Source organism: Mesorhizobium sp. M1409 (genome assembly GCF_040317535.1).
GTDB lineage: Bacteria > Pseudomonadota > Alphaproteobacteria > Rhizobiales > Rhizobiaceae > Mesorhizobium.
This window is the reverse complement of sequence record NZ_JAMYKV010000013.1, coordinates 75,442-97,313: the sequence shown is the minus strand read 5'-3', so window position 1 is coordinate 97,313 and position 21,872 is coordinate 75,442. Positions and strand designations below refer to the sequence as shown.

Below are 21,872 nucleotides of genomic sequence, written 5' to 3'. Positions count from 1 at the left end.
GACCTCAACCCGGGATTTGACGTTCAACCCTGCGGCGCCCGTCGCCGTGGGAGAAGAGCGGGCGGCGAACCGCCCGCATGCTAGATCATGATCCCGAAAAGTGGATACCGGTTTTCTCGGACAAACGGAAACCGTTTGTCCAGAGATCATGGTCAAACTAAAAGTCTTAGCGAACCACGTAGGGCAGCAGGCCGAGGAAACGGGCGCGCTTGATCGCCTTGGCGAGTTCGCGCTGCTTCTTCTGGCTGACCGCGGTGATGCGCGACGGCACGATCTTGCCGCGCTCGGAAATGTAGCGCTGCAGGAGACGCACGTCCTTGTAGTCGATCTTGGGCGCGTTGGCGCCGGAGAACGGGCAGGTCTTGCGACGGCGATGGAACGGGCGCCGGGTCGGGATCTGATTGATGTCGACCATTATTCTGCACCCCCTTCAAAGCCTTCGCGCGGACGGCGCGGACCGCGATCGGCACCGGCGTCGCCGAACGAGCGCGGCGGACGGTCGCCACGATCACGGTCGCCGAACGAGCGTGGACCACGATCGCCACGGTCGCGATCGCCGAAACCGCCGCGTTCCGAGCGCTCTTCGCGCTTCTGCATCATGGCCGAAGGGCCTTCCTCATGCGCCTCGACCTTGATGGTCAGGAAACGCAGCACGTCTTCGGACAGGCCCATCTGGCGCTCCATCTCGTTGAGCGCGGCCGGCGGGCAATTCAGGTCCATCAGCGTGTAGTAAGCCTTCCGGTTCTTGTTGACCCGGTAGGTGAGGGACTTCAGTCCCCAGTTCTCGACCCGGCCGACGGACCCGCCATTCGCGGAGATGACACCCTTGTACTGTTCGACAAGCGCATCGACCTGCTGCTGCGAGAGGTCCTGCCGGGCAAGAAACACATGTTCGTAAAGAGCCATTATGTCTTATGCCTTTCTTCGTTTCTCTCCCGGTTCCCGGCGGCAAAAGCCTCTGCAACTTCTCTGACCCGCAAAATCGGGGAAGAAAGGAGCATGACGAGACGGTCGAGAGCGGAGACACGGGAGGCGGAAGCACTTCTGGCATCACACGGAGGTTTTCGAAAAAACCTCCGGCCCTCCGTTCAGCCCCCAGCTAGGACCGGCAGATTGCGGGCGTCTATATAGCAATCCGGCGGCAAAGCAAGGGCAGACGACGTCCTCCGTGTCGCAGGCGGCGAAAAAATCAAGCAGCAACAACGGCAAGGTTTGTGGCGGCAAACCACGGCTTAACCGCACTATCAGGTTGTGCGGAGTTGAGCCCCCGCCGCCAACCGCACGCTTTACAGCGCCTGTGCTTCGGATCCGAGCGACTATTATGCCGTAAACGATCCGACCAAACTGCCGAACGTGTTCCTGGGGTTCGCCAACAAGTTCACGAAGCTGCAATTGACGAACTGAACACCCAACCGAACGGTCGAACCGGGTCCAGATGGACAAGTCTGTTCAACTCGCCAGTCTGTTCAACTCGTATGAGCGACAACCTTGTCGACCGTTTCGGGGAAGAAGTCGGGCGCCGCGTGGCGTTTGCCGAACATCATGTCGTACTGCAACAGGCGGAAATCGCGGATCGCTGGATCGATCTCTTTCTGCCGCGCCCAATCGGGCGTGGCCTCGCCAGCCGGCGTCAGCAACAGGTTGCGGTCGACGACGCGGTAGCGCTCGCTCATCTCGCCCAGGAAGCCGGTGTAGTAGGGATGAGTGATGCCGGCCGTCTTCAGGATATGATAGGGCAGGAAGGCCGGGCTGACGGCGCCCATGTCTTCAGCCGGCCCGGTGCGGTTCGACCAGATGACCAGCGGCGTCTCGTGGTGTTCGAGGGCGGCCTCGGGCGACGCTTCCTTGCGCGGCGCGACATTGTCCTTGAGGAAGCCGGTTTCGACGTAGACCGGCCCTAGCGGCGGCAGATGGTCGCCGAAGAAGGCGATCACGGTCGGGCGAGAGCGTTTCTTTGCCCATTCGACCAGGCGTTCAAGGCCGCGATCGGCGTCGGCCGAGCCCTCGGCGTAGCTGAGCAGCGATTCGCGCGCCCACTGGCTGATCGGCGCCTGCACCGTATGCGTCGGATTGTAGTAGCGGTTCGGCTCGTAGGGGCCGTGGTTTTGCAGGCTGACCGCAAAGAAGAACACCGGCTCGTCGCTGGCGTCGGCCTCGCCGATGATCTCGTCGGTCATCGCCGCGTCCGATGCCAACGGCCCGCGCTTTTGCATCGGCGGCAGCGTCTCTTCCGACTTGAAGTCGTTGAAGCCGAAATCAGCGTAGACCGCGCCACGGTTCCAGAACCAGTTCGTGCCGGGGTGGATGGCGCGCGCCCGGTAACCCTGGCTCTTGAGGAAGGTTGCCAGCGAAGGCGTCGGCGTGCGCACATATTGCTGATAGGGGATGCTGCCGGCCGGCAGGAACGCGTTGGAGAAGCCAGTCAGCGCCTCGAACTCGATGTTGGCGGTCATGCCGCCGAATTCCGGAGAGAACATCGAGCCCGAGCGCAGCGCCCGCACATTGGGGATCGGATCGGGCTTGATGGTGACGCCGGGCAACTTGGTCGGATCCCAGAAGGATTCGCTCATGACGATGATGATGTCGGGCTTCTCGGCCGGCACCGAGGCGGTCACATCAGGCCTGCCGATCGCCGCGATCGCCTTGTCGGAATAGCCCGGCGGGGCCGAGACATGCGCCATCGGCACATTGAGGGCAAAGGCCAGCGCAAAGCCGTTGGAGGCATAGTTCTCTTTCTGGTCCCACATGATCGGGATGATCTGCAGCCTGTCCCTGGTCCAGGAGAAGGTGGCGTAGTCCATGATCGAGACGAAGAAGGCGAGCAGCGGCACTGCCAGCGTCAGCCGGGCAAGGCGTCCCTTGCGGCTGAGCGCCGGCACCTTGCGGCGCCACAGCCGCCAGCCGTAGACGAGCAGCGATAGGCCGGCGACGATGCCTGCGACCATGGCGAGCGCGGTCATCGGCCGGTCGCGCACCAGGAGCGGCAACAGCGCGAAGATCTGGCGGGCATAGAGGAAATCGGTCGGATAGAGCGGATCGCCGAGATAGTGCGACTTCTGGTGACCGACGAAAGCAAGGGAAAGCGTCAGCGGCGCGACGATCATCAGGCTCTGGTGGCTGCGCCCAAGCACCGCATCGAGGCCGATCAGGATCAGCGCAAACACGACAATGGTGGTCCAGCCCGGCTTGAGTGGCTGCAGGAAGAAGGAGATCGTGCCGGCAAAGTCGCCGCGCACGATCAGCTCGATGGCAAACACCAGGATTGCAGCGATCGCCAGGCTGACCAGCCCATAGCGCACGACCGGCCATCTCCTGCCCGGCAGGTAGCCGGTGGAGGGGTCGTCTTCCAGGAACTGCGGCGCGGCCTTACCGGCGCGTTTCGAACTCTTTGCCACTTTTGATTTCCCCACCCAGCGACAAACACGTCACTCGGTTGTCATGGAACTGTCACCCAATGCTAGCGCCTGTGGCCAAAATAAGAAGAGCCAGCAAACGAATCGTGAGCGGTTTTCATCAGGAGTGATCGCCAAAAAGCTTTTCGGAACAGGCACTCGGCGTGTGACACTGCCGTCAGGAAGGGTTGAAGTGGCTTGACTTGGCGGCCCGCCTTGCGTCACAGGCAAGCAAAACTCGTCTACCAGGCAAGCAAAACCAACCCTTGGGAGCCCTCGCATGGCCGTTGCATTCACCTTTCCTGGACAAGGCAGCCAGGCTGTCGGCATGGGCAAGGATCTCGCCGACGCCTTTCCGGAGGCGCGCGGGATTTTCCAGGAAGTCGATGACGCGCTCGGCGAAAACCTGTCGAAGCTGATCTGGGAAGGGCCGGAAGAGACGTTGACGCTGACCGCAAACGCGCAACCGGCGCTGATGGCGGTGTCGCTCGCCGCGATCCGGGCGCTGGAATCGCGTGGTTTGTCGCTGAAAGGCAAGGTCGCCTATGTCGCCGGCCATTCGCTGGGCGAATATTCGGCGTTAGCCGCTGCTGGCTTCGTTTCGATTGCCGATGCCGCCCGGCTCTTGCGCATCCGTGGCAACGCCATGCAGGCGGCGGTGCCGGCCGGCGAGGGCGCGATGGCGGCGATCATCGGACTGGAACAGGCCGATGTCGAAGCTGCCTGCGCCGAGGCCGCCGAAGCGGCCGGGAAGGGCTCTGTCTGCCAGGTGGCGAACGACAATGGCGGTGGCCAACTGGTCATTTCCGGTGCAAGAGCCGCGGTCGAACTGGCGGCGAAACTTTGCACCGAGAAAGGCGCCAAGCGCGCGCTGATGCTGCAAGTGTCCGCGCCCTTCCACTCTGCGCTGATGACGCCCGCGGCCGAGATCATGCGCGAGGCACTGGCCAGCGTGACGAAGGCCGCGCCGGTGGTGCCCATCGTCTCCAACGTCACCGTCACCCCGACCAATGACCCCGACGAGATCGCGCGGCGTCTGGTCGAGCAGGTGGTCGCCCGCGTGCGCTGGCGCGAAACGGTGGAATGGCTCGGCGCAAACGGCGTCACCACGCTTTACGAGATCGGCGCCGGCAAGGTGCTTTCAGGATTGGCGCGGCGCATCAACCGCGACATCGCCACCGCGTCGGTCGGCTCGGCGGCCGAGGTCGACGCGGCGCTGGCAGCGTTGAGTTGACCTACACACACCGGACTTGAAATCCCGACGTCATGACGATACATGAATACATGTATTCACAAGGAGAGCGGTATGCCGACCTCGATCCGACTTGCTCCCGAAATCGAAGAACGCTTGGATTTTCTCGCGACCAAGACCGGCCGGAGCAAAGCTTACTATCTACGTGAGCTTATCGAACGCGGTCTTGAGGACATAGAGGACTATTATCTCGCGGCCGAGGTCCTGGAACGGATCAGACGCGGTGAGGAGGATGTCGTGAAGCCTGAGGACTTCTGGCGTGGCCTGGACGCTTGAATATGCCCGCTCGGCGCGCAAATTCGTCGAAAAGTTGGATCCGCAGACACGCAACCGAATTCGCGACTTCATCGAGAACCGTATCGCCGCTCTCGACAATCCACGGGAGGCTGGCAAACCGCTGAAGGGTCCGCTTGCGACCTTTTGGAGGTATCGGGTTGGGGATTATCGAATTATCTGTGATGTGCAGGACAGCCGGCTCGTAATTCTGGTGGTGACGATAGGCCATCGCGGCGACGTTTACAGATAGCCAATTCGCGGGCTGTCCGATTTGAGAAGAGGATTGAGACATGTTCGAATTGACTGGCCGAAAGGCGCTCGTCACCGGTGCATCGGGCGGCATCGGTGAGGCCATCGCCAGGGTGCTGCATGCGCAAGGCGCGATCGTTGGCCTGCATGGCACCCGCGTCGAGAAATTGGAAGCGCTAGCCACCGAGCTTGGCGACCGGGTCAAGCTCTTCCCGGCCAATCTGTCGAACCGCGACGAGGTCAAGGCGCTCGGCCAGAAGGCGGAGGCCGATCTCGAAGGCGTCGACATCCTGGTCAACAACGCCGGCATCACCAAGGACGGGCTGTTCGTGCGCATGTCGGATGCCGACTGGGACACCGTGCTCGAGGTCAACCTGACCGCCGTGTTCCGGCTGACCCGCGAACTCACTCATCCGATGATGCGCCGCCGCCACGGCCGCATCATCAACATAACCTCGGTCGTCGGCGTCACCGGCAATCCCGGCCAGACCAACTACTGCGCCTCCAAGGCCGGCATGATCGGCTTTTCCAAATCGCTGGCGCAGGAGATCGCCACCCGCAACATCACCGTCAACTGCGTCGCCCCGGGCTTCATCGAATCGGCGATGACCGGCAAGCTCAACGACAAGCAGAAAGAGGCGATCATGGCGGCGATCCCGACGCGCCGCATGGGCACCAGCGTTGAAGTCGCGTCCGCCGTCGCCTATCTCGCCTCCAACGAAGCCGCCTACGTCACCGGCCAGACCATCCATGTAAATGGCGGCATGGCGATGATCTGACCGGACGTGGCACGATGACTAGGCGGAGAGGTTCAGCTTGAATTTTCCCGCGCTGCTCGTCCTGCCTCGCCGGGCAATCATATGATTTGTCAGCAAGGTTTCTTCGATGGGCTTCGACATAAAGAACCCTTGAGCGCGGTGACATTGTTCAGCGATCAGAAAATCTAGCTGCGCTTCGTTTTCCACCCCTTCCGCCACGACTGTCAGACTGAGCGAATTGGCCAGCGCTATGATCCCTCGCACGACATTCTGCTTTTTCGGGGACGATGCCAAATCGCTCAAGAAGGATCGGTCGATCTTCAATTGATCCAGGTTGAAATCGGCGAGATAGCCGAAACTCGCATAGCCAGATCCAAAATCGTCGAGTGCCAAACTGACTCCGATGTTTCGAATTTCGGTCAGGATATCCAAAGCGCTTCGGCTGTTCTGGACAAACACCCCTTCAGTGATTTCCAGCTGCAGACGTGACGTCGGCAGTCCCGTTTGTCGCAACACTTCAACCAGGTGGGTGAAGTACACGTCGTTCTGAAGACTCTTGCCTGAGACATTTACCGAGCAGACAAAGTCCTCCGAGCAAATGGGCAGCCACTGTGCTGCCTGCCGGCAAGCCTTGCTCAAGACCAACTTGTCGAGTTCCAATATCAGGTCACTTCGTTCGGCTGTTGGAATAAACGACATCGGCGGCCGAATCGCCCCTGAGATCGGGTCGCGCCAGCGCACCAAGGCCTCGGCGCCGGTCATGCGGCCGGTTGCCAACTCAAATTGTGGTTGCCAGACCAGGAAGAATTCGTCGCAATTAAGCGCTCGCTTGATTGCGGCCTCTTCGCCAAGCTGCACATCGATTTGACTGAGGATTGCAGGCGAAAACGTCACCAGGCCGGCCCGCCCCTGGGCCTTTGCGGCATAGAGAGCGCTATCCGCGTTGCGCATCAAGGTTGAAATGTCCGCACCATGCTGCGGAAAACTGGCCATGCCGATGCTTGCGCCAACTCGAACTTGATGGCCTTCCAACTCGGCAAACCCATTCAATCGCTCCCGAAGACGATTGCCGAGACCTTTTTCGGCCGAATGCGTCACTCCAATCTCGATGACCGCGAACTCGTCTCCGCCCAATCGAACCGCAAACACATCGTCGGGGCGTTCGATCAACTGCAGGATTTCGGCGACGGCTTTCAGTAGGAGATCACCAACGTGATGGCCGAACGTATCGTTCACGTTCTTGAAATGATCGAGGTCGATCAGGTAAAGATGGAGTTGCCTGCCAGCTAGCTTTGCGCGATCCAGCAAATCGTCTCTATTGGCTGACATCCAGGCACGGTTCTTCAAACCAGTGGTCGCGTCACGCCAAGCCAGAAATTCCAGTTTTTTTATGGTCTCACGACGGCCAATAAGCAATACGGCGGTTCCGATTGCAAGTAGCGACAAAATCGCCAGCGCGAAGGCTATCTGATAATTAAATCTATTCAGGCTGATTTCCGAGGCGTAGAGATCGGCGTTTACCTGTTCGCCGAATTTATAATACTCATCATTCATTCGGGCTACGATCTGATCAAGTTCCAGCCCCATTTCCTTCAATCTGATTCCATCGAGAGGTAGCCCGGCCGCGATCAGCGCATCAATCCGCGTCACCGAGTCGTTGACGCGCGGCACGATCCCCGCATAGGCCGGAATTTCGCGACTCGTTCCACTGCCGTCGACCCGCTCGAAGCGGACATAAACCAGATCATTTGCCGCCAGTAACTGATCGAGGCTTGCTGCGGACGTGGGAGCAGCTTGAGCGAGCGAAATCATATCCCGCAAATGCGTTACGTCGCGTATGGCGATGTGGAATTCGCGGATGGCGAAAAACCCGAACCGGGGCAGCGAGGACTCTATCTTGCTGATGCTGAGAAACAACATCGTGATCAAGATGCCCGAACAGGCCACGGCCGCGGCTATGGCTGTCCCGTATGTAACCGGAACTCGCCAGCCCCTCTTTCCAAGCCTTGCCATCAAGGTCACGCGGAAGCTCAAACTAGCTGCCGGATTCAATCGCCTTGATCAGCCAGACCCATCGTGGTTTGCGAATCGGCGTATCGAAACCAGGATAGTCGTTGAGGGGGTATACGAGCCGGGTAGGACCCTGGGTGCGTCGGGTCAGTAACTTTCCGTCCTGTCGCGTGGCGAGCAGGAGAGGACCGTCGGTCCAGTCCTCTCTCGGAATTATCTGCACATAGTCGTCGACGGCTCGCAGAACCACAGAATCCTTGCCCTCCAATCCAACCAGCTTGAGCACATCGCTGAACAGGACACCTTCAAATGTAAGCTGGCCGCTTTCGAAAGGGCTTGGGGTAGTGATCCTATAGAGGCCGAGCTTCTCCAGTTGCCTCAACGTGATCGGAGTCGATTCACCGTTCTTCTGGATATTGAAAGCAACCGTGTCCGGCGGTTCTGGGAGCTTTATGGATTCCAATGCCCGCGCAGGCAGAATGCCAAGTGCGAAAACCGCCAGGAAGATTAGGCAGCGCTTGATCGTCAGGCGTCTTTTATTGAGCAAGGATGACATGCGTCCACTCCTTTTCTTATTATCGCAAGACAGCGCCACCGTCGCCGAGGCACCATTTCTTGACGGAATCATTAACGCTATCATGGCCGAGTAACTTTTCAGTTAGCGGCCTATCTCCAATGTCGATTTTCATCTGGCTGTCGTCGGCACGCGCAGGAAGCCCGTTTCGGACCGGTTCGCGTCTGGAACAATGACCCTAATCGACCCGCGTCGGTCGTCCTGCTGGACCATTCTCGCGGAATTTCCTTTGCGGGACGCCAGGCACGCACGCGACGGAGGGGATGGAGCGGGGTCGCGACAGAACCCGCTCAAAGTCATCGGAGAAGGCCCATTTCGGCTTGGACCTCAGCCGATTTTCGTGTAATGCGGCCCGCAACCCGGCGGTTCGGGCAAAAACCGGTCGTAGCCGTTGCGTTTCCGGCAGGACCATCTTTCAGCTTGATTAGCGGCATTCTGCCCGCTAACGAAGACAGACAAACAAAAGACGAGGATGCCCAAATGAGTGACACCGCAGAGCGCGTCAAGAAGATCGTCATCGAGCACCTTGGCGTCGATGCCGACAAAGTGACGGAGCAGGCGAGCTTCATCGATGATCTGGGCGCCGACAGCCTCGACACGGTCGAACTCGTCATGGCGTTCGAAGAAGAATTCGGCGTCGAGATTCCCGACGACGCGGCCGAGACGATCCTGACCGTCGGCGATGCGGTGAAATACATCGACAAGGCTTCGGCCTGATATTTTCCGCAGTCATCACCGGGGAGGACCTGCGATGAGGCGTGTCGTCGTCACGGGCCTTGGGCTGCTGTCACCGTTCGGCATGGGCTTCGAGCACAGCTGGAAGGAATTGCTGACCGGCCGCAGCGCTGCCAAGCGCGTCACCGAGTTCGAGGTGGAAGATCTTGCCTGCAAGATCGCCCACGTTATTCCGCGTGGCGACGGCAGCAATGCCACCTTCAATCCCGAGGCCGTGCTCGAGCCGAAGGAATTGCGCAAGGTCGGCGACTTCATCCTGTACGGGATTGCCGCCGCCGACGAAGCGCTGAAGGATTCCGGCTGGGAGCCGAAGACGCACGCCGAGCAATGCGCCACCGGCGTCCTGATCGGCTCCGGCATTGGCGGCATCGAGGGCATCGCCGAGAACGCGATGATCCTCAAGGAACGCGGCCCCCGCCGCATCAGCCCTTTCTTCATCCCGGGCCAGATCATCAATCTTGTCTCCGGGCAGGTTTCGATCCGGCACGGGCTGAAGGGCCCGAACCATGCCGTCGTCACGGCCTGCTCGACCGGCGCCCACGCCATTGGCGATGCCGCCCGGTTGATCATGTGGGGCGATGCCGACGTGATGCTCGCAGGCGGCGCCGAAGCGCCGGTGACGCGGCTGTCGATCGCCGGCTTCGCCGCGTGCCGGGCACTGTCGACAGAGCGCAATGATTCGCCGCAAACGGCGTCGCGCCCCTATGATCGGGACCGTGACGGCTTCGTTATGGGCGAGGGTGCCGGCGTTGTCGTGCTCGAGGAACTCGAGCATGCCAAGGCGCGCGGCTCCAAGATCTATGCCGAGGTGACGGGTTATGGTCTCACCGGCGACGCGCATCACATCACCGCGCCCGCCGAGGATGGCGATGGTGCCTTCCGTTGCATGATGGCGGCACTGAACCGTGCCAAGCTGACTCCTGCCGATGTCGACTACATCAACGCCCACGGCACCTCGACCATGGCCGACACGATTGAGCTCGGCGCCGTCGAGCGGCTTGTCGGCAATGCCGCGTCGAAGATTTCGATGTCGTCGACCAAGTCTTCGATCGGCCATCTGCTTGGGGCGGCGGGTGCCGCAGAAGCGATCTTTTCGATCCTTGCCATCAGAGACAATGTCGCGCCGCCGACCATCAACCTCGACAACCCGGAGCGAGAAACCGCGATCGACCTGGTTCCGAACAAGCCGCGTGCCCGCCAGATCGACGTGGCGCTGTCCAATTCCTTCGGCTTTGGCGGTACCAACGCGTCGCTGGTCTTCCAGCGCTACAATGGCTGATCGTCCGGCTGCCGGACGAAGCCTTGGCGTGCCGTCAATTTTGCCATATTCGCCTCTACTCTGCCGCTGGGGATTCGTTGGGCGATCAAACGGTAGGGCGAAATGAACACAAATCCGGCAGGCAACGGAGAATTCGGGCAGCGGCCGGCGACGTCCGGACCGATCGTGCCGAAAACGGCCAGCGAGGCGTTGCGGCCGGAGGCCGGCACGCCGCCGCCGAAGCGCTCGCGTGCGTCACGCAGCCAGGTCGTCGTGTTCATGAACTTCGTCATCTCCTCGGTGATGCTGATGGTTCTGGCGGCCGGCGTCGCCGTCTATTTCGGCAAGCAGGAATTCACCGAACCCGGCCCCTCGGCCAATGGCGACACCTTCCTGGTCAAGCCGAACACCGGTGTCCAGGATATCGCCGACCAACTCGAACGCCGCGGACTGGTCAGCGACGCTCGGATCTTCCGCCTTGGCGTGCGCGCCTTCGGCAATGATTCCGCGCTGAAGGCCGGAGAGTACGAGATCAAGCCCAGGGCTTCCATGCGCGACATCATGGAGCTTTTGAAGAGTGGCAAGTCGGTGATGTATTCGCTGACCGTTCCAGAGGGGCTGACGGTCGAGCAGGCGTTGCAGCGCATCGCCGGCGAGACTGCCTTGAGTGGCGATATGCCGGCGACCATTCCTCCGGAGGGCAGCCTCGCCACCGACACGCTGCGATTCACGCGCGGCGCGACGCGCCAGCAGATGGTCGACAAGCTGCTGGCAGATCAAAAGAAGCTGGTTGACGATGTCTGGCAGCGGCGCGCGCCGGACCTGCCGCTGGCCAACGTCGAGGAGTTCGTTACGCTGGCCTCGATCGTCGAGAAGGAAACGGGCAAGGGTGACGAGCGTTCACGGGTTGCCGCCGTCTTCTTGAACCGGCTTGCCAAGGGCATGCGGCTGCAGTCCGATCCAACCATCATCTACGGTCTGTTCGGCGGCAAGGGCAAGCCGGCGGACCGGCCGATCTACCAGTCGGACATCCAGAAGCAGACGCCCTACAACACCTATTTGATCAACGGCTTGCCGCCGACGCCGATCGCCAACCCGGGTCGTGCGGCGCTGGAGGCGGTAGCCAATCCGTCGAAGACCGACGACCTCTATTTCGTCGCCGATGGCACAGGCGGCCACATCTTTGCCGCGACTCTGGAAGAGCACAACGAGAATGTCGCCCGCTATCGCGCCTTGCAGAAGAAGCAGGCCGATGACGCCGCCAAGGCCGCCAACACCACCGGCGCCGTCGACAGCAATATCGACAAGCCCGCTGACGGTGGCCCCGCTGACAGTGCCGACGATAGCGGCGACGCGGGCGCTGCCCAGTAGAATAAAGAAAGGCGTTGCTCACCGGGCGACGCCCCGACATTTGCAAGAGCGCCGCGCGTCCGATTTCGACGTGTCCGCGGCGCAGTCATTTTCAAGCAGCACTGCTCCTCTCCGGAAAGCCGGTCTCGGGGTGATGCGCCGGGGACTTGTGGACGATATGAATTTGCAGAGCATGACCGGTTTTGCGCGTGCCGTCGCCGAGCATGAAGGCACCTCGATCGCCTGGGAGGTCAAGTCCGTCAACGGCAAGAGCGTCGAAGTCCGGCTGCGACTGCCGCAAGGCTTCGAGCGGCTGGAACCGGCCGTCAGGCAGACACTTCAGAAGCGTTTTGCACGCGGCAATTTCCAGGCGACGCTGACTATCGGCCGTGCCGCCGGCGCGCAGGCGCAGCCGGTTGTCAACGAAGCCTTCCTGAAGGACCTAGCCGGCCTCGCCAAGCGGCTGCAGGAGCAATTCGGCGTTGCTCCCGCGACATCGGACGGATTGCTTTCGCTGCGCGGCGTGCTCGATATTCCCGAAACTGTCGAAACCGAAGAGGCGAGGGCCGCGCTCGATGCCGTGATCATGGTCGCGCTCGAGATCGCCCTGGCTGGGCTCGAACAGGCACGACAAAGCGAGGGCGCCGCGCTGGCTTTGCTGCTGTCGGGCCATATCGACACAATCGAGGCGCTGACGCTGCGGGCAGAGGCTGACCCGTCGCGCGAGACGGCGGCGATCCGCGAACGCATCGCCGAGCAGGTCAGGCTGCTGATGGATGCTTCCGCCAACCTGGACGCCACCCGGCTGCACATGGAGGCGGCGTTCCTCGCCACCAAAGCCGATATTCGCGAAGAGATCGACCGGCTGAAGACGCATGTCGTATCAGGTCGGGCACTGCTTGAAGGCGGCGGCGCGGTCGGCCGCAAGCTCGATTTTCTGGCACAGGAATTTAACCGCGAATCGAATACGTTGTGTTCGAAGTCGAACGCCGCCGCCGTCACCGCGATCGGGCTGGAGCTGAAGGCAGTGGTCGACCAGTTTCGTGAACAGATCCAGAATCTGGAGTAGCCGATGGTTGCCAAGGATTTGGGGTCCCGCATTCGCCGCCGGGGCCTGATGCTCGTCCTGTCGTCGCCGTCCGGCGCCGGCAAGTCGACGATCGCGCGCAACCTTCTGGAAAGCGATTCCAGCCTGGAACTGTCGGTCTCGGTCACCACCAGGCCGCGCCGCGGCAGCGAGATCGAGGGCGTCCACTATCATTTCCGGACGATGCGCGAGTTCGAGCGGCTGCGCGATTCCGACGCGCTGCTGGAATGGGCCGAGGTGCACGGCAATTGCTACGCGACACCGCGCGAGCCAGCCGAACTGGCGCTGTCTGAAGGGCGCGACATGCTGTTCGACATCGACTGGCAAGGTGCCCAGCAGCTCAAGGAGAAGATGCGCGCCGACATTGTCTCGATCTTCATCCTGCCACCGTCGATGAAGGAATTGAAGGCGCGGCTGAAGCGCCGCGCCGAAGACCAGGAGGCTGTGATCGAAACGCGGCTGAAAAACGCCCGCAACGAGATCGAGCACTGGAAGGAATATGATTTCGTCATCGTCAATGACGACCTCGACCGCGCCTTCGCCGAAGTGCGCGGCATCGTCGTCGCCGAGCGGCTAAGACGCGATCGCCGGCCAGGCCTGTTCGATTTCGTCTCGGGACTGTTGGACGAGAAGACGGGCTGACCGGCTTTAGGGCGCTATGCCATCGACCAGGATCAGATTGCGGCTGAGCGCTGCATCGCGCACGTCCAGTGCCGCCGCGTACTCGGCGGAGGCGTACCAACGCCTGGCCCGTTCCATGTCTGGAAATTCGACGATGATCAGCGGTTCGGGATGCCACATGCCTTCCAGCGTCTCTACCCGCCCGCCACGCACCAGATAGCGCCCGCCATGCTGGGCGATGGAGGCTGCGGCGCGGGATCGGTAGGTCTCGATCGCCTCTTCGTCGCGGATCGTGACATCGGAAATGACATAGGCGGGCATTTTGATCCTCCGGCATGTTGGCCAGATTATCTATGCCTCGACCAAAGCGCTTCCAGACCCGCCGGCACTACACCGCGTTGGTCAGCCGCACGAATTCCTCGACGCTGAGCGTCTCTGCCCGGCGTGTCGGATCGATGCCTGCACGGGTGAGCAGCGCCTCGCCCCCCAAGCTTTTCACGCTTTGCCGCAGCATCTTGCGGCGTTGGCCGAAGGCGGCTTCGGTGACGCGGCCGAGTTTTTTCACCTCGGCGGCCAGCGGAGCCACGCGCGGCACCAGATGCACCACCGAGGACGTGACCTTCGGCGGCGGCGTGAATGCCTGTGGCGGCACGTCGAAGGCGATCCTCGCCTCCGTTCGCCAGCCGGCAAGAACGCCGAGCCGGCCATAGCTGTCGCTGCCGGCGGGCGCGACGATGCGCTCGGCCACCTCGCGCTGGAACATCAAGGTCATCGAGGTGTAGAATGGCGGCCAATCGCTGACCGTCAACCAGCGCACCAGCAGCTCCGTGCCGATATTGTAGGGCAGGTTGGCCACGATCTTTACCGGGCTGCCGCTCCCGGCCGCTCGACTGGCAAGTGCCGCGAAATCCGTCTTCAGCGCATCGCCGGACACAATCTCGAGCCGGCCGGGATAATGATCGGACACTTCGGCAAGGGCTGCCAGGCAGCGTTCGTCACGCTCGATGGCGATCACGTGGCGCGCTCCATTGGAGAGCAAGGCGCGGGTCAGCCCGCCGGGACCGGGACCAACCTCGATCACGGTTGCATCGGACAAGTCGCCGGCGGTGCGGGCGATCTTGCCGGTGAGGTTGAGGTCGAGCAGGAAATTCTGGCCGAGCGCCTTCTTGGCTTGTAACCCATGACGTTCGATCACCTCGCGCAGCGGCGGCAGCCCGTCGATGCTCATCCCTGCGGTCTCATGCGGCAACCGGCCTCGTGTTCGTGTCGGCCAATTGCCGGGCAAGCTTCAATGCCGCCATCAGGCTGTCGGGCCGCGCCACGCCCTTGCCGGCGATGTCGAAGGCGGTGCCGTGGTCGGGCGAGGTGCGGATGAAGGGCAGGCCGAGCGTGACATTGACCGCTTCGTCGAAGGCCAGCGCCTTGGCCGGGATCAGCGCCTGGTCGTGATACATGCAAAGGGCGACGTCATAGCCTGCCCGTGCCCGGGCGTGGAACAACGTGTCGGCCGGCAGCGGGCCGAAAGCGTCGATACCTTCGGCTCGAAGGATATCGACCGCCGGACGCACGATCCGCTCGTCCTCGAGGCCCATGGCGCCGCCTTCACCGGCATGCGGATTGAGCCCGGCAATGGCGAGCCTCGGCCTTGCGATGCCGAAGCGGCTGGCGAGGTCGGCGGCGGTGATGCGCGCGGTGGCGACGATCAACCCGGTGGTCAGTGCCTTGGGCACTTTCGCCAGCGCGATGTGGATGGTGACGGGAACGGTGCGCAGGTCGGGGCCTGCCAGCATCATCACCGGCATCGCCTCGACGCCGCTGTGCCGGGCTGCCAGATGCGCCAGATATTCGGTATGGCCGGGAAAGCGGAAGCCGGCATCGTAGAGCGGCTTCTTGGCGATGGGGCAGGTGACGACAGCCAAGGCTTCGCCGGCAAGGCAGTCGGCGACGGCACGGTCGATGGCCTCGATGGTGGCGGCCGCATTGGCCGGGTCCGGCCGGCCGGGGCTGTCGATGCCGCGGGCAGTCAGCGGTACGATCGGCAGGGCGCGGGCAAAGACTTGCGCAGCTTGTGCTGGTGTCGTTTCGACCATTGGCAGCGAAATGCCGAGGAGGCGCGCCCGGGAGGCGATCAGCGCCGGATCGGCGAGCAGATAGAAGGGGGGCAGGGCGGCAGCCTCGCGCGCCATGAAGGCGGCGATGGCGATCTCCGGTCCGATGCCGGACGGATCGCCGGCGCTCAACGCGAGCGCAACCATTGTGCTGCTCACGTCAGCGCTTGACGATGCGGGCTTTCGCCTTCAGCTCGTCGACATATTTCTTGCTGAGCTCGTCGGCGTTCTTGTCGCCGGAGCCTTCGTTCTGGAACACCATCTGGGCGACCTTGTCGTCGGACACTTCGCGCGAAGAGCAGATGCCGATGAATTCGACACCGCGTTCGGTCGCGCGCGTGACGGTGGCGCCGCCGACCTTGGTGGCCTTGATCTGTTCGGCCCAGTCCGGCGGCAGTTGCGGCGCCAGCACCCGGCCCAGATCGCGAACGGTGACATCGATCAGACCCTTGGCGAATTCGCGCGTCGTGTCGCAGCCGCTGAAGCGGGCACGCATGGCGTCGGCCTCGCGCTTGCGCTTGGCCAGCGTAGCGCTGCGTTCGGCCGCCGGCACCACGAAGATGACCTGCTGCAGCATGTACTCGGTAGCGCTCGGCTTGGCGCCGCCCTTTTCGAGCATCTTCCTGACAAGGTCTTGTTCGCTGACGGCACCGGTGCCATCGCCGGAACGGTAGCGCGCGCTCAAGGCCTGGTTCCAGGCCATCTGGGCGCGGATGAATTCCTTGAAGTGGCTCTTGCCGACGCCTGACTTCTCCATGACGCCGTCGAGTTGGCTGAGCTGCATCTTGTTGCTCGAAGCAAAGCGTTGATATGCCGCTTCGACCTGTGCGTCGCTGATGCGGATGCCAAGCCGCTTGGCCTCGGCCATGCGCAGCGTCTGGTCGATCATTTCCTGGCCGGCATCGCCCTTCTTGCGCTGCAGCTTCAGGAAGGCGGCGCGATGGGCGATGTCGCCGGTGGTGACCGGAATGTCGTTGACGACGTATTTGATCTCGCTGGCGAAAGCCGGTGGCGTCATCATGGTGATCGATACGGATGTCGCCGCCACAAGCAACGCGAAACCCGCTGAAAAGAGGTATTTCCTCATCGTTGGCATCCCAATTCTATCCCGGTTCCGCCCAATTTTATCGTTTCCCAGGTGCGCGAATCCGTGCCAGCCCTATGCGGCGAAACGATGTCGCCGATTGTTACTGGATCGTGTCGATGGCACTGGTCGACGTGCCGAAGTCGCCGAGGGTGCGGAACGACAGATTGAAGCCGATGCTCTGCGACACCGCCTTGGTATTTATGTCGCGCGACTGCGAGTAGGTCATCAGATAGGTGAAGCAGGAATCGTTGTAGGCGAAGCCGACGCCGTCCTTGACCAGCACGCTTTCCTGCAGGTCGTAGGTTCCGGTGCCGAAGACGCGCCAGTTCTCGGCGAGATGCGTCGAGGCACCGAGCGTGACCTCGTGGCGGTCGGTCGTGAACCCGTATAGCGGCTGGGCCTGGATGAAAGCGTATTTGGCGCTCAGCGACACCGGCAGGCCGGAATAGGCGGCCTTCACCTCGGTGCGACGGTTCTCGAAGGTCTGTTCGTCGAAACGGCCGCTGATCGAGGCAGCGAATCCGTTGGGACTGCTGATGCCGAACAGACCGACATAGTCGGACTTGGTCGTGTCGAGGCCGGAATTGGCGCCGACATTGACCAGATCCGGCGCGGCGAAGGAGTTCTCGCCGCCGATCTGGTAGGATTGGCCGAAAATCGCATTGGTACCCCAGCCATTGTTGTATGAGCCGGAATAGCGGAAGCCGACATTGGCGCGCGAACCGCCTTCGACGCGGTCATAACCGGAGAACTTGTCGCGTTCGAACAAGGTGGTCGCGTCGAAGACCATGCTTTGGGCGTCTTCGTTGGGAACGGCGAGACCGCCTACATACTGTTCGTTCGGGCGCATGAAGACCTGCGCCATCGGCTCGATCACGTGATTGGATCCGCTGGCCATGGAAAACAGCACCGGCCAACGCATCTCGAGGCCTGCGGTTGCCATGAAGCGGGCAAACGACGAGCGCATGTCGTCCTGCTGGCCCAAATTTGTTGCCATCTGATTGATGGCGTCGAGCGAAGCCGACGACGCGTTGAGGTAGTCCACGTCGCCCTGCAGCGCGAGCAACGGCGTCAGCACCAGTCCGTCATCGGTGACGAAGCTCCGCTTCCACTCGGCCTCGGCTGTGAGGCGTCCGGATTCGCCTTCGATGCCAGGAACACGCTGCGTGGGGATGTAGAAGGTCTTGTCGAGATCGTCGCGGCTGATGACGCGGGCGTTGACATTGAGCGACAGCTGGCCGCCGGCCACCGACACGTCGGGAATATAGGCGTAGTCGAGCGACGGCAGCACCCATGGCTGCTGGCCGCTTCGCGCAGAGATGTTGTCGTTGGGTGTATCTTCCTGCACGTCGAAGTGCATGGCGCGCACGTCGAAATAGTTGCGGCCGTTGAGACCCGTCAGATAGACCGTCGACTGATGGACGGAGGCACTATACTTGTCGATGTTGTAGGTGTTCGCGAAGTTCTTGTCGGTCTGCAGCAACACGTCCCAGCCAAAATTCCAGCGCGGATTGATGGCGAACTGGCCCTGCGTGCCCATCATGCCACGGAATTTATTGGGATCGCCCGCTGAGCCCGAATCGACATTGTGGCCAGCGGTGCTGGGGAAAGCAGTCGTGTCGAGGAAGGCATCGGGATCCTGCTGGTGGATTCCGGCGATCTTCAAACTGTACTGGCCATTGTTGAAACGCTGGCGCCACTCGGCCTCACCGAGGAAGCCCTGCTTGGTATAGCCGGTGCCGGTGACGGTCAGGTCATAGGTCGGTGACAAGGCGAAGTAATAGGGAATTTTTACGCCGACGCCGAGATCGCTCTTGTAGACGATGCTGGGGATCAGGAAGCCGCTCTTGCGCTTCACCGTCGGGTCGGCAATCTCGAATGCAGGCAGATAGGCGAGCGGAAAACCGAAGAACTCGAAATTCGCATTCTCGAAGCGAACCGTCTTCTTCTCGCCGTTCCAGATGATCTTCCTGGCCTTGACGCGCCAGGTCGGCGCTTTGTCGGGCTTGTCCTCGCACGGTTCGCAGGCGGTGTAGACGCCATTGTGGAACGTGGTCAGCACGCCGCCCATGCGCTCGGCGCTTTCGGCGGCGAAATAGGCCTTGTCGATGGTTTCGACGCGCAACGCGTTGACGAAGCCGTCGGCGAAGTCATCGGTGATGTCGATATGTTCCGAATTGATCTTGGTGCCGTCGCTGTTGATGACTTCGACATTGCCGCTCGCGACCATTCGCTTGGTGTTGCGGTTGTATTCGACCCGCTGGGCGACAAGGCGATTGCCACCATAGTCTATCTGCACGCCACCGACGGCGGTCACCGTCTGGTTGTCGTTGTTGTAGACCAGCGTATCGGCCGCCAGCAGCATCTGTGAGCCGGACGGAACCGATGTTGCCATGTCGCCGACATCCTGCGCGAACGCCGGCATCGGGACGGCGCTGGCAAACAGGCACGCCAAGGCGGTCGCCGCATAGAGGCGCGCCAAACGGGCCTGCCTGTTGCTGGGCAAAAACGCTTCCCTCACTAGCCGTCTTCCTTGTATAGCAGGAAAGTCACCCCGAAGAACATAGCCACCACGACCGGCACCCATGCGGCTACGACAGTCGGCACGAATCCCGCCACGCCGAATGCCTTCACCAGCACCGAAACGACATAAAGCAGAAAGCCGGCGATGATGCCACCCAGAATCATCGTCGCCGATTGCCCCATCCTAGCAAATCGCATTGAAACCGTTGCCGCAATCAGCGTCATGGCGACGAGAAGGAACGGCAACGCCACCAGCGAATCAAACTGCATGGCAAAGGCATTTGCCTTGAGGCCGAAGGAGCGGGCAACCTCGATCTTTCCGGGCAGTTCATAGAACGGGATGGTTTCGGGCCGCGCCAGCCGCTCTTGCACGAATTCGGGCCTCAGATCGGTCGGCACGCGATCGCTTGCCGATGCCTGGATCGTGCCGCTCTTGAGCGTCTTGACGTCCTGCAAGTCCCAATAGCCGTCGCGCAGGAAGGCGCGCGCGGCGTCCTTGCGCTCGACGATATTGCCTTGCGGGTCGAGAATGAAAAAGACGACATCGGCCATCTCCATGCCCTGGTTGAGGATGGCCCGCGCACCGATGATGGTGTCCCCCGAACCGGTTTTCTGCCGGATCCAGGGTGCGGCATCGGCCGAAACCGTGTTCGATTTGCCGGAACGCAGCTGGGTTTCGATCTGCTCGGACCAGGAGAATGCGTGTGCGGCGAGCGGATTGATGACGCCCACCGACAGGACGCCGAACAGCAAGGCTCCGATGCAGCATGGCAAGAGGAATTGCCAGGCGGAAACGCCGGCGGAACGCGCGATGACCAGTTCGTAGCGCCGGTTGAGCGACACCAGCGTCGCCATCGCCGAGAAGAGACCGACAAACGGCACTGTCTGCAGCATGATCATCGGCATGCGGAGGCCTGAGATGGCCACTGCCGTCCCGTAGGTGAAGCCGGGCAGGCCGGTGGTGCGGCCGGAGAGCTCGGTGAAATCGATCAGGAACACCAGCGCCAAGAGGCCGATGAAGAACCAGATGGTGATCGTCACATAGCGTAAGAAGAAATAGCGGCCCAGCGTCCAGCCCATCAGCCGACCCCTTGCCCTGAAGTGCGGCGCCTGGACAAACGCAGCTTGAGAGCGTTCCAGCTGTCACCGATGTGGGTGGCGAAGTTTGTCATCCAGTCCGCCCACGCCACCGGCAGTTCCATGGTCCGGTTGGAGACGATGAACCAGATCGCCACCGCGGAAGCCACGATCGGCACGCCATAGACCATATAGGCATATTGCGGGATGTCATCGGCCTTGCTGGCGGCAAAAAAGCCCAGCCAGCGCACGAACAGTGATATCCCTATGGCCGTGATGAGCGGATTGACACGCGCCTCGCGGTGCGAGCGGGCGTCTCCGGCGACCGCGAGCGCGATGAGCGCGAAGACCATGGAATACGTCCATTCCGAAAACCGCTGGTTGACCTCGGCCAGGTATTCGTAGGGGTTCTGCTGATAGCTCTTGTCGTTGGCACTTGGGTTGAGCAGATACTGGGTCGTCTGGTCCTTCGGCAGGAGCGTCACCGCCGAAGCCGCCGCCATGAAGGCCGACATATCGAAGGCATAAGAGGTGAACCGGATAACGGAGAGATCCCCGGTCAGCGTTTTGCGATGGATGACGCCGTCATTCATCATCAGCACCTTTTCGCCGCCGCGTTCGACGATGCTGCCGGTCTTGGCGTAATAGACGAGGTTGACGCCTTCTTCGCGTGAATCGGCGACGAAGATGCCGCCCAGCCGATTGTCGGGAAGCCGCTCGCCGACCTGCAGGAACAACCCGTCCTCGATCTTGCGGAAGGTGCCTTCCTGGATGATCAGCGACAACAGATCCGCGCGTGATGACGCCACCAGGGCGCGGTTTTTCTGCCGTGCATAGGGGTCGATGCCGTTGTCGACGGCAAAGGAAAAGACGGCGGCCGCGAGCGCCAAAAGCATGATTGGTCGCACGATCGTCCAGCGCGAGGCGCCCGCGGCGTTGACGACGGCGAGCTCGGAATCCGAATTCATGACACTGAGTGTCTGTGCGACCGCCACCACCAGCGCAAAAGGCACCACGATCGGGATGATGGACGGAAGAATGAGGGCGGCGACCTCGAAGAAGGTCAGCGCCGATTGGCCGCTGTCGGTAACCAGGTCGATCTTTGCCAGCACCTGCGTCGTCCAGACGATGGCCAGCGTCCAGACAAGCGCGGCCATGAAGACCACGAAAGCGCGGCGCATGATGTAGCGTTCAACGACCTTCATGAAGGCTTTTCTCGATTTTCTCGAACGGCATCATGCCACCGCACAAGGGTAGCTGTCCGGCGGCGCCCGCACAACTGGCTCCAACAGAGGCTCGACCCGGTTCCCGTCCCAAGTCAGCCGCCCCGGCGGGCCGGAGTGTCGGCGGGAATGGATAAGAAAGGGAGAACATCGATGGTTAACAACAGGTTGCGGCAAAAAGCGGGGCCGTGCCGCGAAGAATCATTATCGATTCCGTAGGTCATATGGGATGCGAATTCGGCAAAGTCTTGCCAAATGCCGGAAAACGACCAAATGTCGCGCATCGTCTCGA

General features: G+C 61.7%; 22 protein-coding genes. 9 read left to right on the top strand and 13 right to left on the bottom strand.

Translation table 11 applies throughout. The features are described 5' to 3' along the window. Nucleotides 1–166 precede the first annotated feature (166 nt). From rpsR to NKG99_RS13380, 3 genes are all read right to left on the bottom strand, one after another. Complete coding sequence (gene rpsR / locus NKG99_RS13390) at nt 167–415, bottom strand: 30S ribosomal protein S18 (protein ID WP_006203718.1); 249 nt, start codon at nt 413–415, stop codon at nt 167–169. Further along, a complete protein-coding gene (gene rpsF, locus NKG99_RS13385; protein ID WP_352868182.1) occupies nt 415–906 on the bottom strand; it encodes a 30S ribosomal protein S6 in 492 nt (163 codons plus the stop codon). The genes rpsR and rpsF overlap by 1 nt, the downstream gene beginning before the upstream one ends. A gap of 560 nt (nt 907–1,466) precedes the next feature. After that, nucleotides 1,467–3,395: an LTA synthase family protein gene (locus tag NKG99_RS13380; RefSeq protein ID WP_352868179.1), complete on the bottom strand. Its 1,929-nt coding sequence runs from the start codon at nt 3,393–3,395 to the stop codon at nt 1,467–1,469. A gap of 277 nt (nt 3,396–3,672) precedes the next feature. Here NKG99_RS13380 and fabD point away from each other — a divergent pair, with 277 nt between their 5' ends. The 4 genes from fabD to fabG all read left to right on the top strand — a co-directional run bounded on the left by fabD (nt 3,673) and on the right by fabG (nt 5,948). Next, nucleotides 3,673–4,626, top strand: coding sequence for an ACP S-malonyltransferase (gene fabD / locus NKG99_RS13375; RefSeq protein WP_352868176.1), 954 nt, complete (start codon nt 3,673–3,675; stop codon nt 4,624–4,626). A 72-nt stretch (nt 4,627–4,698) separates the two neighbouring features. Beyond that, nucleotides 4,699–4,920, top strand: a complete 222-nt coding sequence (gene relB, locus NKG99_RS13370) for a type II toxin-antitoxin system RelB family antitoxin (RefSeq protein WP_352868173.1) — start codon at nt 4,699–4,701, stop codon at nt 4,918–4,920. Next, nucleotides 4,904–5,170 carry a type II toxin-antitoxin system RelE family toxin gene (locus NKG99_RS13365; RefSeq protein WP_352868170.1) on the top strand — a complete coding sequence of 89 codons (267 nt, stop codon included), beginning with the start codon at nt 4,904–4,906 and terminating at the stop codon, nt 5,168–5,170. Before relB ends, NKG99_RS13365 begins: the two co-directional genes overlap by 17 nt. Nucleotides 5,171–5,210: 40 nt before the next feature. Then, nucleotides 5,211–5,948, top strand: coding sequence for a 3-oxoacyl-[acyl-carrier-protein] reductase (fabG, locus tag NKG99_RS13360; protein ID WP_352599135.1), 738 nt, complete (start codon nt 5,211–5,213; stop codon nt 5,946–5,948). An 18-nt stretch (nt 5,949–5,966) separates the two neighbouring features. Here the strand turns inward: fabG and NKG99_RS13355 are convergent, their stop codons facing one another. Beyond that, nucleotides 5,967–7,940 (bottom strand): putative bifunctional diguanylate cyclase/phosphodiesterase, encoded by a 1,974-nt coding sequence (locus NKG99_RS13355; protein WP_352868283.1) that lies wholly within the window; start codon nt 7,938–7,940, stop codon nt 5,967–5,969. Nucleotides 7,941–7,962: 22 nt separating this feature from the next. Beyond that, a complete protein-coding gene (locus NKG99_RS13350) occupies nt 7,963–8,493 on the bottom strand; it encodes a putative pterin-binding protein (RefSeq protein WP_352868167.1) in 531 nt (176 codons plus the stop codon). Nucleotides 8,494–8,991: 498 nt separating this feature from the next. Between NKG99_RS13350 and NKG99_RS13345 the strand changes: the two genes are divergently transcribed. The 5 genes from NKG99_RS13345 (at nt 8,992) to gmk (ending at nt 13,583) form a co-directional block, all read left to right on the top strand. Then, a complete protein-coding gene (locus NKG99_RS13345) occupies nt 8,992–9,228 on the top strand; it encodes an acyl carrier protein (protein WP_006203723.1) in 237 nt (78 codons plus the stop codon). A gap of 34 nt (nt 9,229–9,262) precedes the next feature. Next, nucleotides 9,263–10,525: a beta-ketoacyl-ACP synthase II gene (gene fabF, locus NKG99_RS13340; protein WP_352868162.1), complete on the top strand. Its 1,263-nt coding sequence runs from the start codon at nt 9,263–9,265 to the stop codon at nt 10,523–10,525. Between the two features lie 102 nt (nt 10,526–10,627). Continuing rightward, complete coding sequence (gene mltG / locus NKG99_RS13335; RefSeq protein WP_352868159.1) at nt 10,628–11,875, top strand: endolytic transglycosylase MltG; 1,248 nt, start codon at nt 10,628–10,630, stop codon at nt 11,873–11,875. Between the two features lie 157 nt (nt 11,876–12,032). Continuing rightward, the gene (locus tag NKG99_RS13330) at nt 12,033–12,923 is read left to right on the top strand and encodes a YicC/YloC family endoribonuclease (RefSeq protein WP_352868156.1); all 891 of its coding nucleotides are present in this window, start codon (nt 12,033–12,035) and stop codon (nt 12,921–12,923) included. A gap of 3 nt (nt 12,924–12,926) precedes the next feature. Next, nucleotides 12,927–13,583 (top strand): guanylate kinase, encoded by a 657-nt coding sequence (gene gmk, locus NKG99_RS13325; protein WP_013532512.1) that lies wholly within the window; start codon nt 12,927–12,929, stop codon nt 13,581–13,583. Between the two features lie 6 nt (nt 13,584–13,589). Here the strand turns inward: gmk and NKG99_RS13320 are convergent, their stop codons facing one another. The 8 genes from NKG99_RS13320 to NKG99_RS13285 form a co-directional block, all read right to left on the bottom strand. Continuing rightward, nucleotides 13,590–13,883, bottom strand: a complete 294-nt coding sequence (locus NKG99_RS13320) for a DUF1330 domain-containing protein (protein ID WP_352868152.1) — start codon at nt 13,881–13,883, stop codon at nt 13,590–13,592. A 67-nt stretch (nt 13,884–13,950) separates the two neighbouring features. Then, nucleotides 13,951–14,790 (bottom strand): 16S rRNA (adenine(1518)-N(6)/adenine(1519)-N(6))-dimethyltransferase RsmA, encoded by an 840-nt coding sequence (gene rsmA / locus NKG99_RS13315; RefSeq protein WP_352868149.1) that lies wholly within the window; start codon nt 14,788–14,790, stop codon nt 13,951–13,953. Between the two features lie 10 nt (nt 14,791–14,800). Next, nucleotides 14,801–15,817 (bottom strand): 4-hydroxythreonine-4-phosphate dehydrogenase PdxA, encoded by a 1,017-nt coding sequence (gene pdxA / locus NKG99_RS13310; RefSeq protein ID WP_352868146.1) that lies wholly within the window; start codon nt 15,815–15,817, stop codon nt 14,801–14,803. Nucleotides 15,818–15,830: 13 nt separating this feature from the next. After that, complete coding sequence (locus NKG99_RS13305; RefSeq protein ID WP_352868144.1) at nt 15,831–16,766, bottom strand: SurA N-terminal domain-containing protein; 936 nt, start codon at nt 16,764–16,766, stop codon at nt 15,831–15,833. A 91-nt stretch (nt 16,767–16,857) separates the two neighbouring features. Beyond that, a complete protein-coding gene (locus tag NKG99_RS13300; RefSeq protein WP_352868141.1) occupies nt 16,858–19,278 on the bottom strand; it encodes an LPS-assembly protein LptD in 2,421 nt (806 codons plus the stop codon). Continuing rightward, nucleotides 19,278–20,363: an LPS export ABC transporter permease LptG gene (gene lptG, locus NKG99_RS13295; RefSeq protein ID WP_352868281.1), complete on the bottom strand. Its 1,086-nt coding sequence runs from the start codon at nt 20,361–20,363 to the stop codon at nt 19,278–19,280. The genes NKG99_RS13300 and lptG overlap by 1 nt, the downstream gene beginning before the upstream one ends. Further along, nucleotides 20,360–21,562, bottom strand: a complete 1,203-nt coding sequence (gene lptF / locus NKG99_RS13290) for an LPS export ABC transporter permease LptF (RefSeq protein ID WP_352868138.1) — start codon at nt 21,560–21,562, stop codon at nt 20,360–20,362. Before lptF ends, lptG begins: the two co-directional genes overlap by 4 nt. A 113-nt stretch (nt 21,563–21,675) precedes the next feature. Further along, complete coding sequence (locus NKG99_RS13285; protein WP_352868135.1) at nt 21,676–21,864, bottom strand: hypothetical protein; 189 nt, start codon at nt 21,862–21,864, stop codon at nt 21,676–21,678. Between the last annotated feature and the right edge of the window lie 8 nt (nt 21,865–21,872).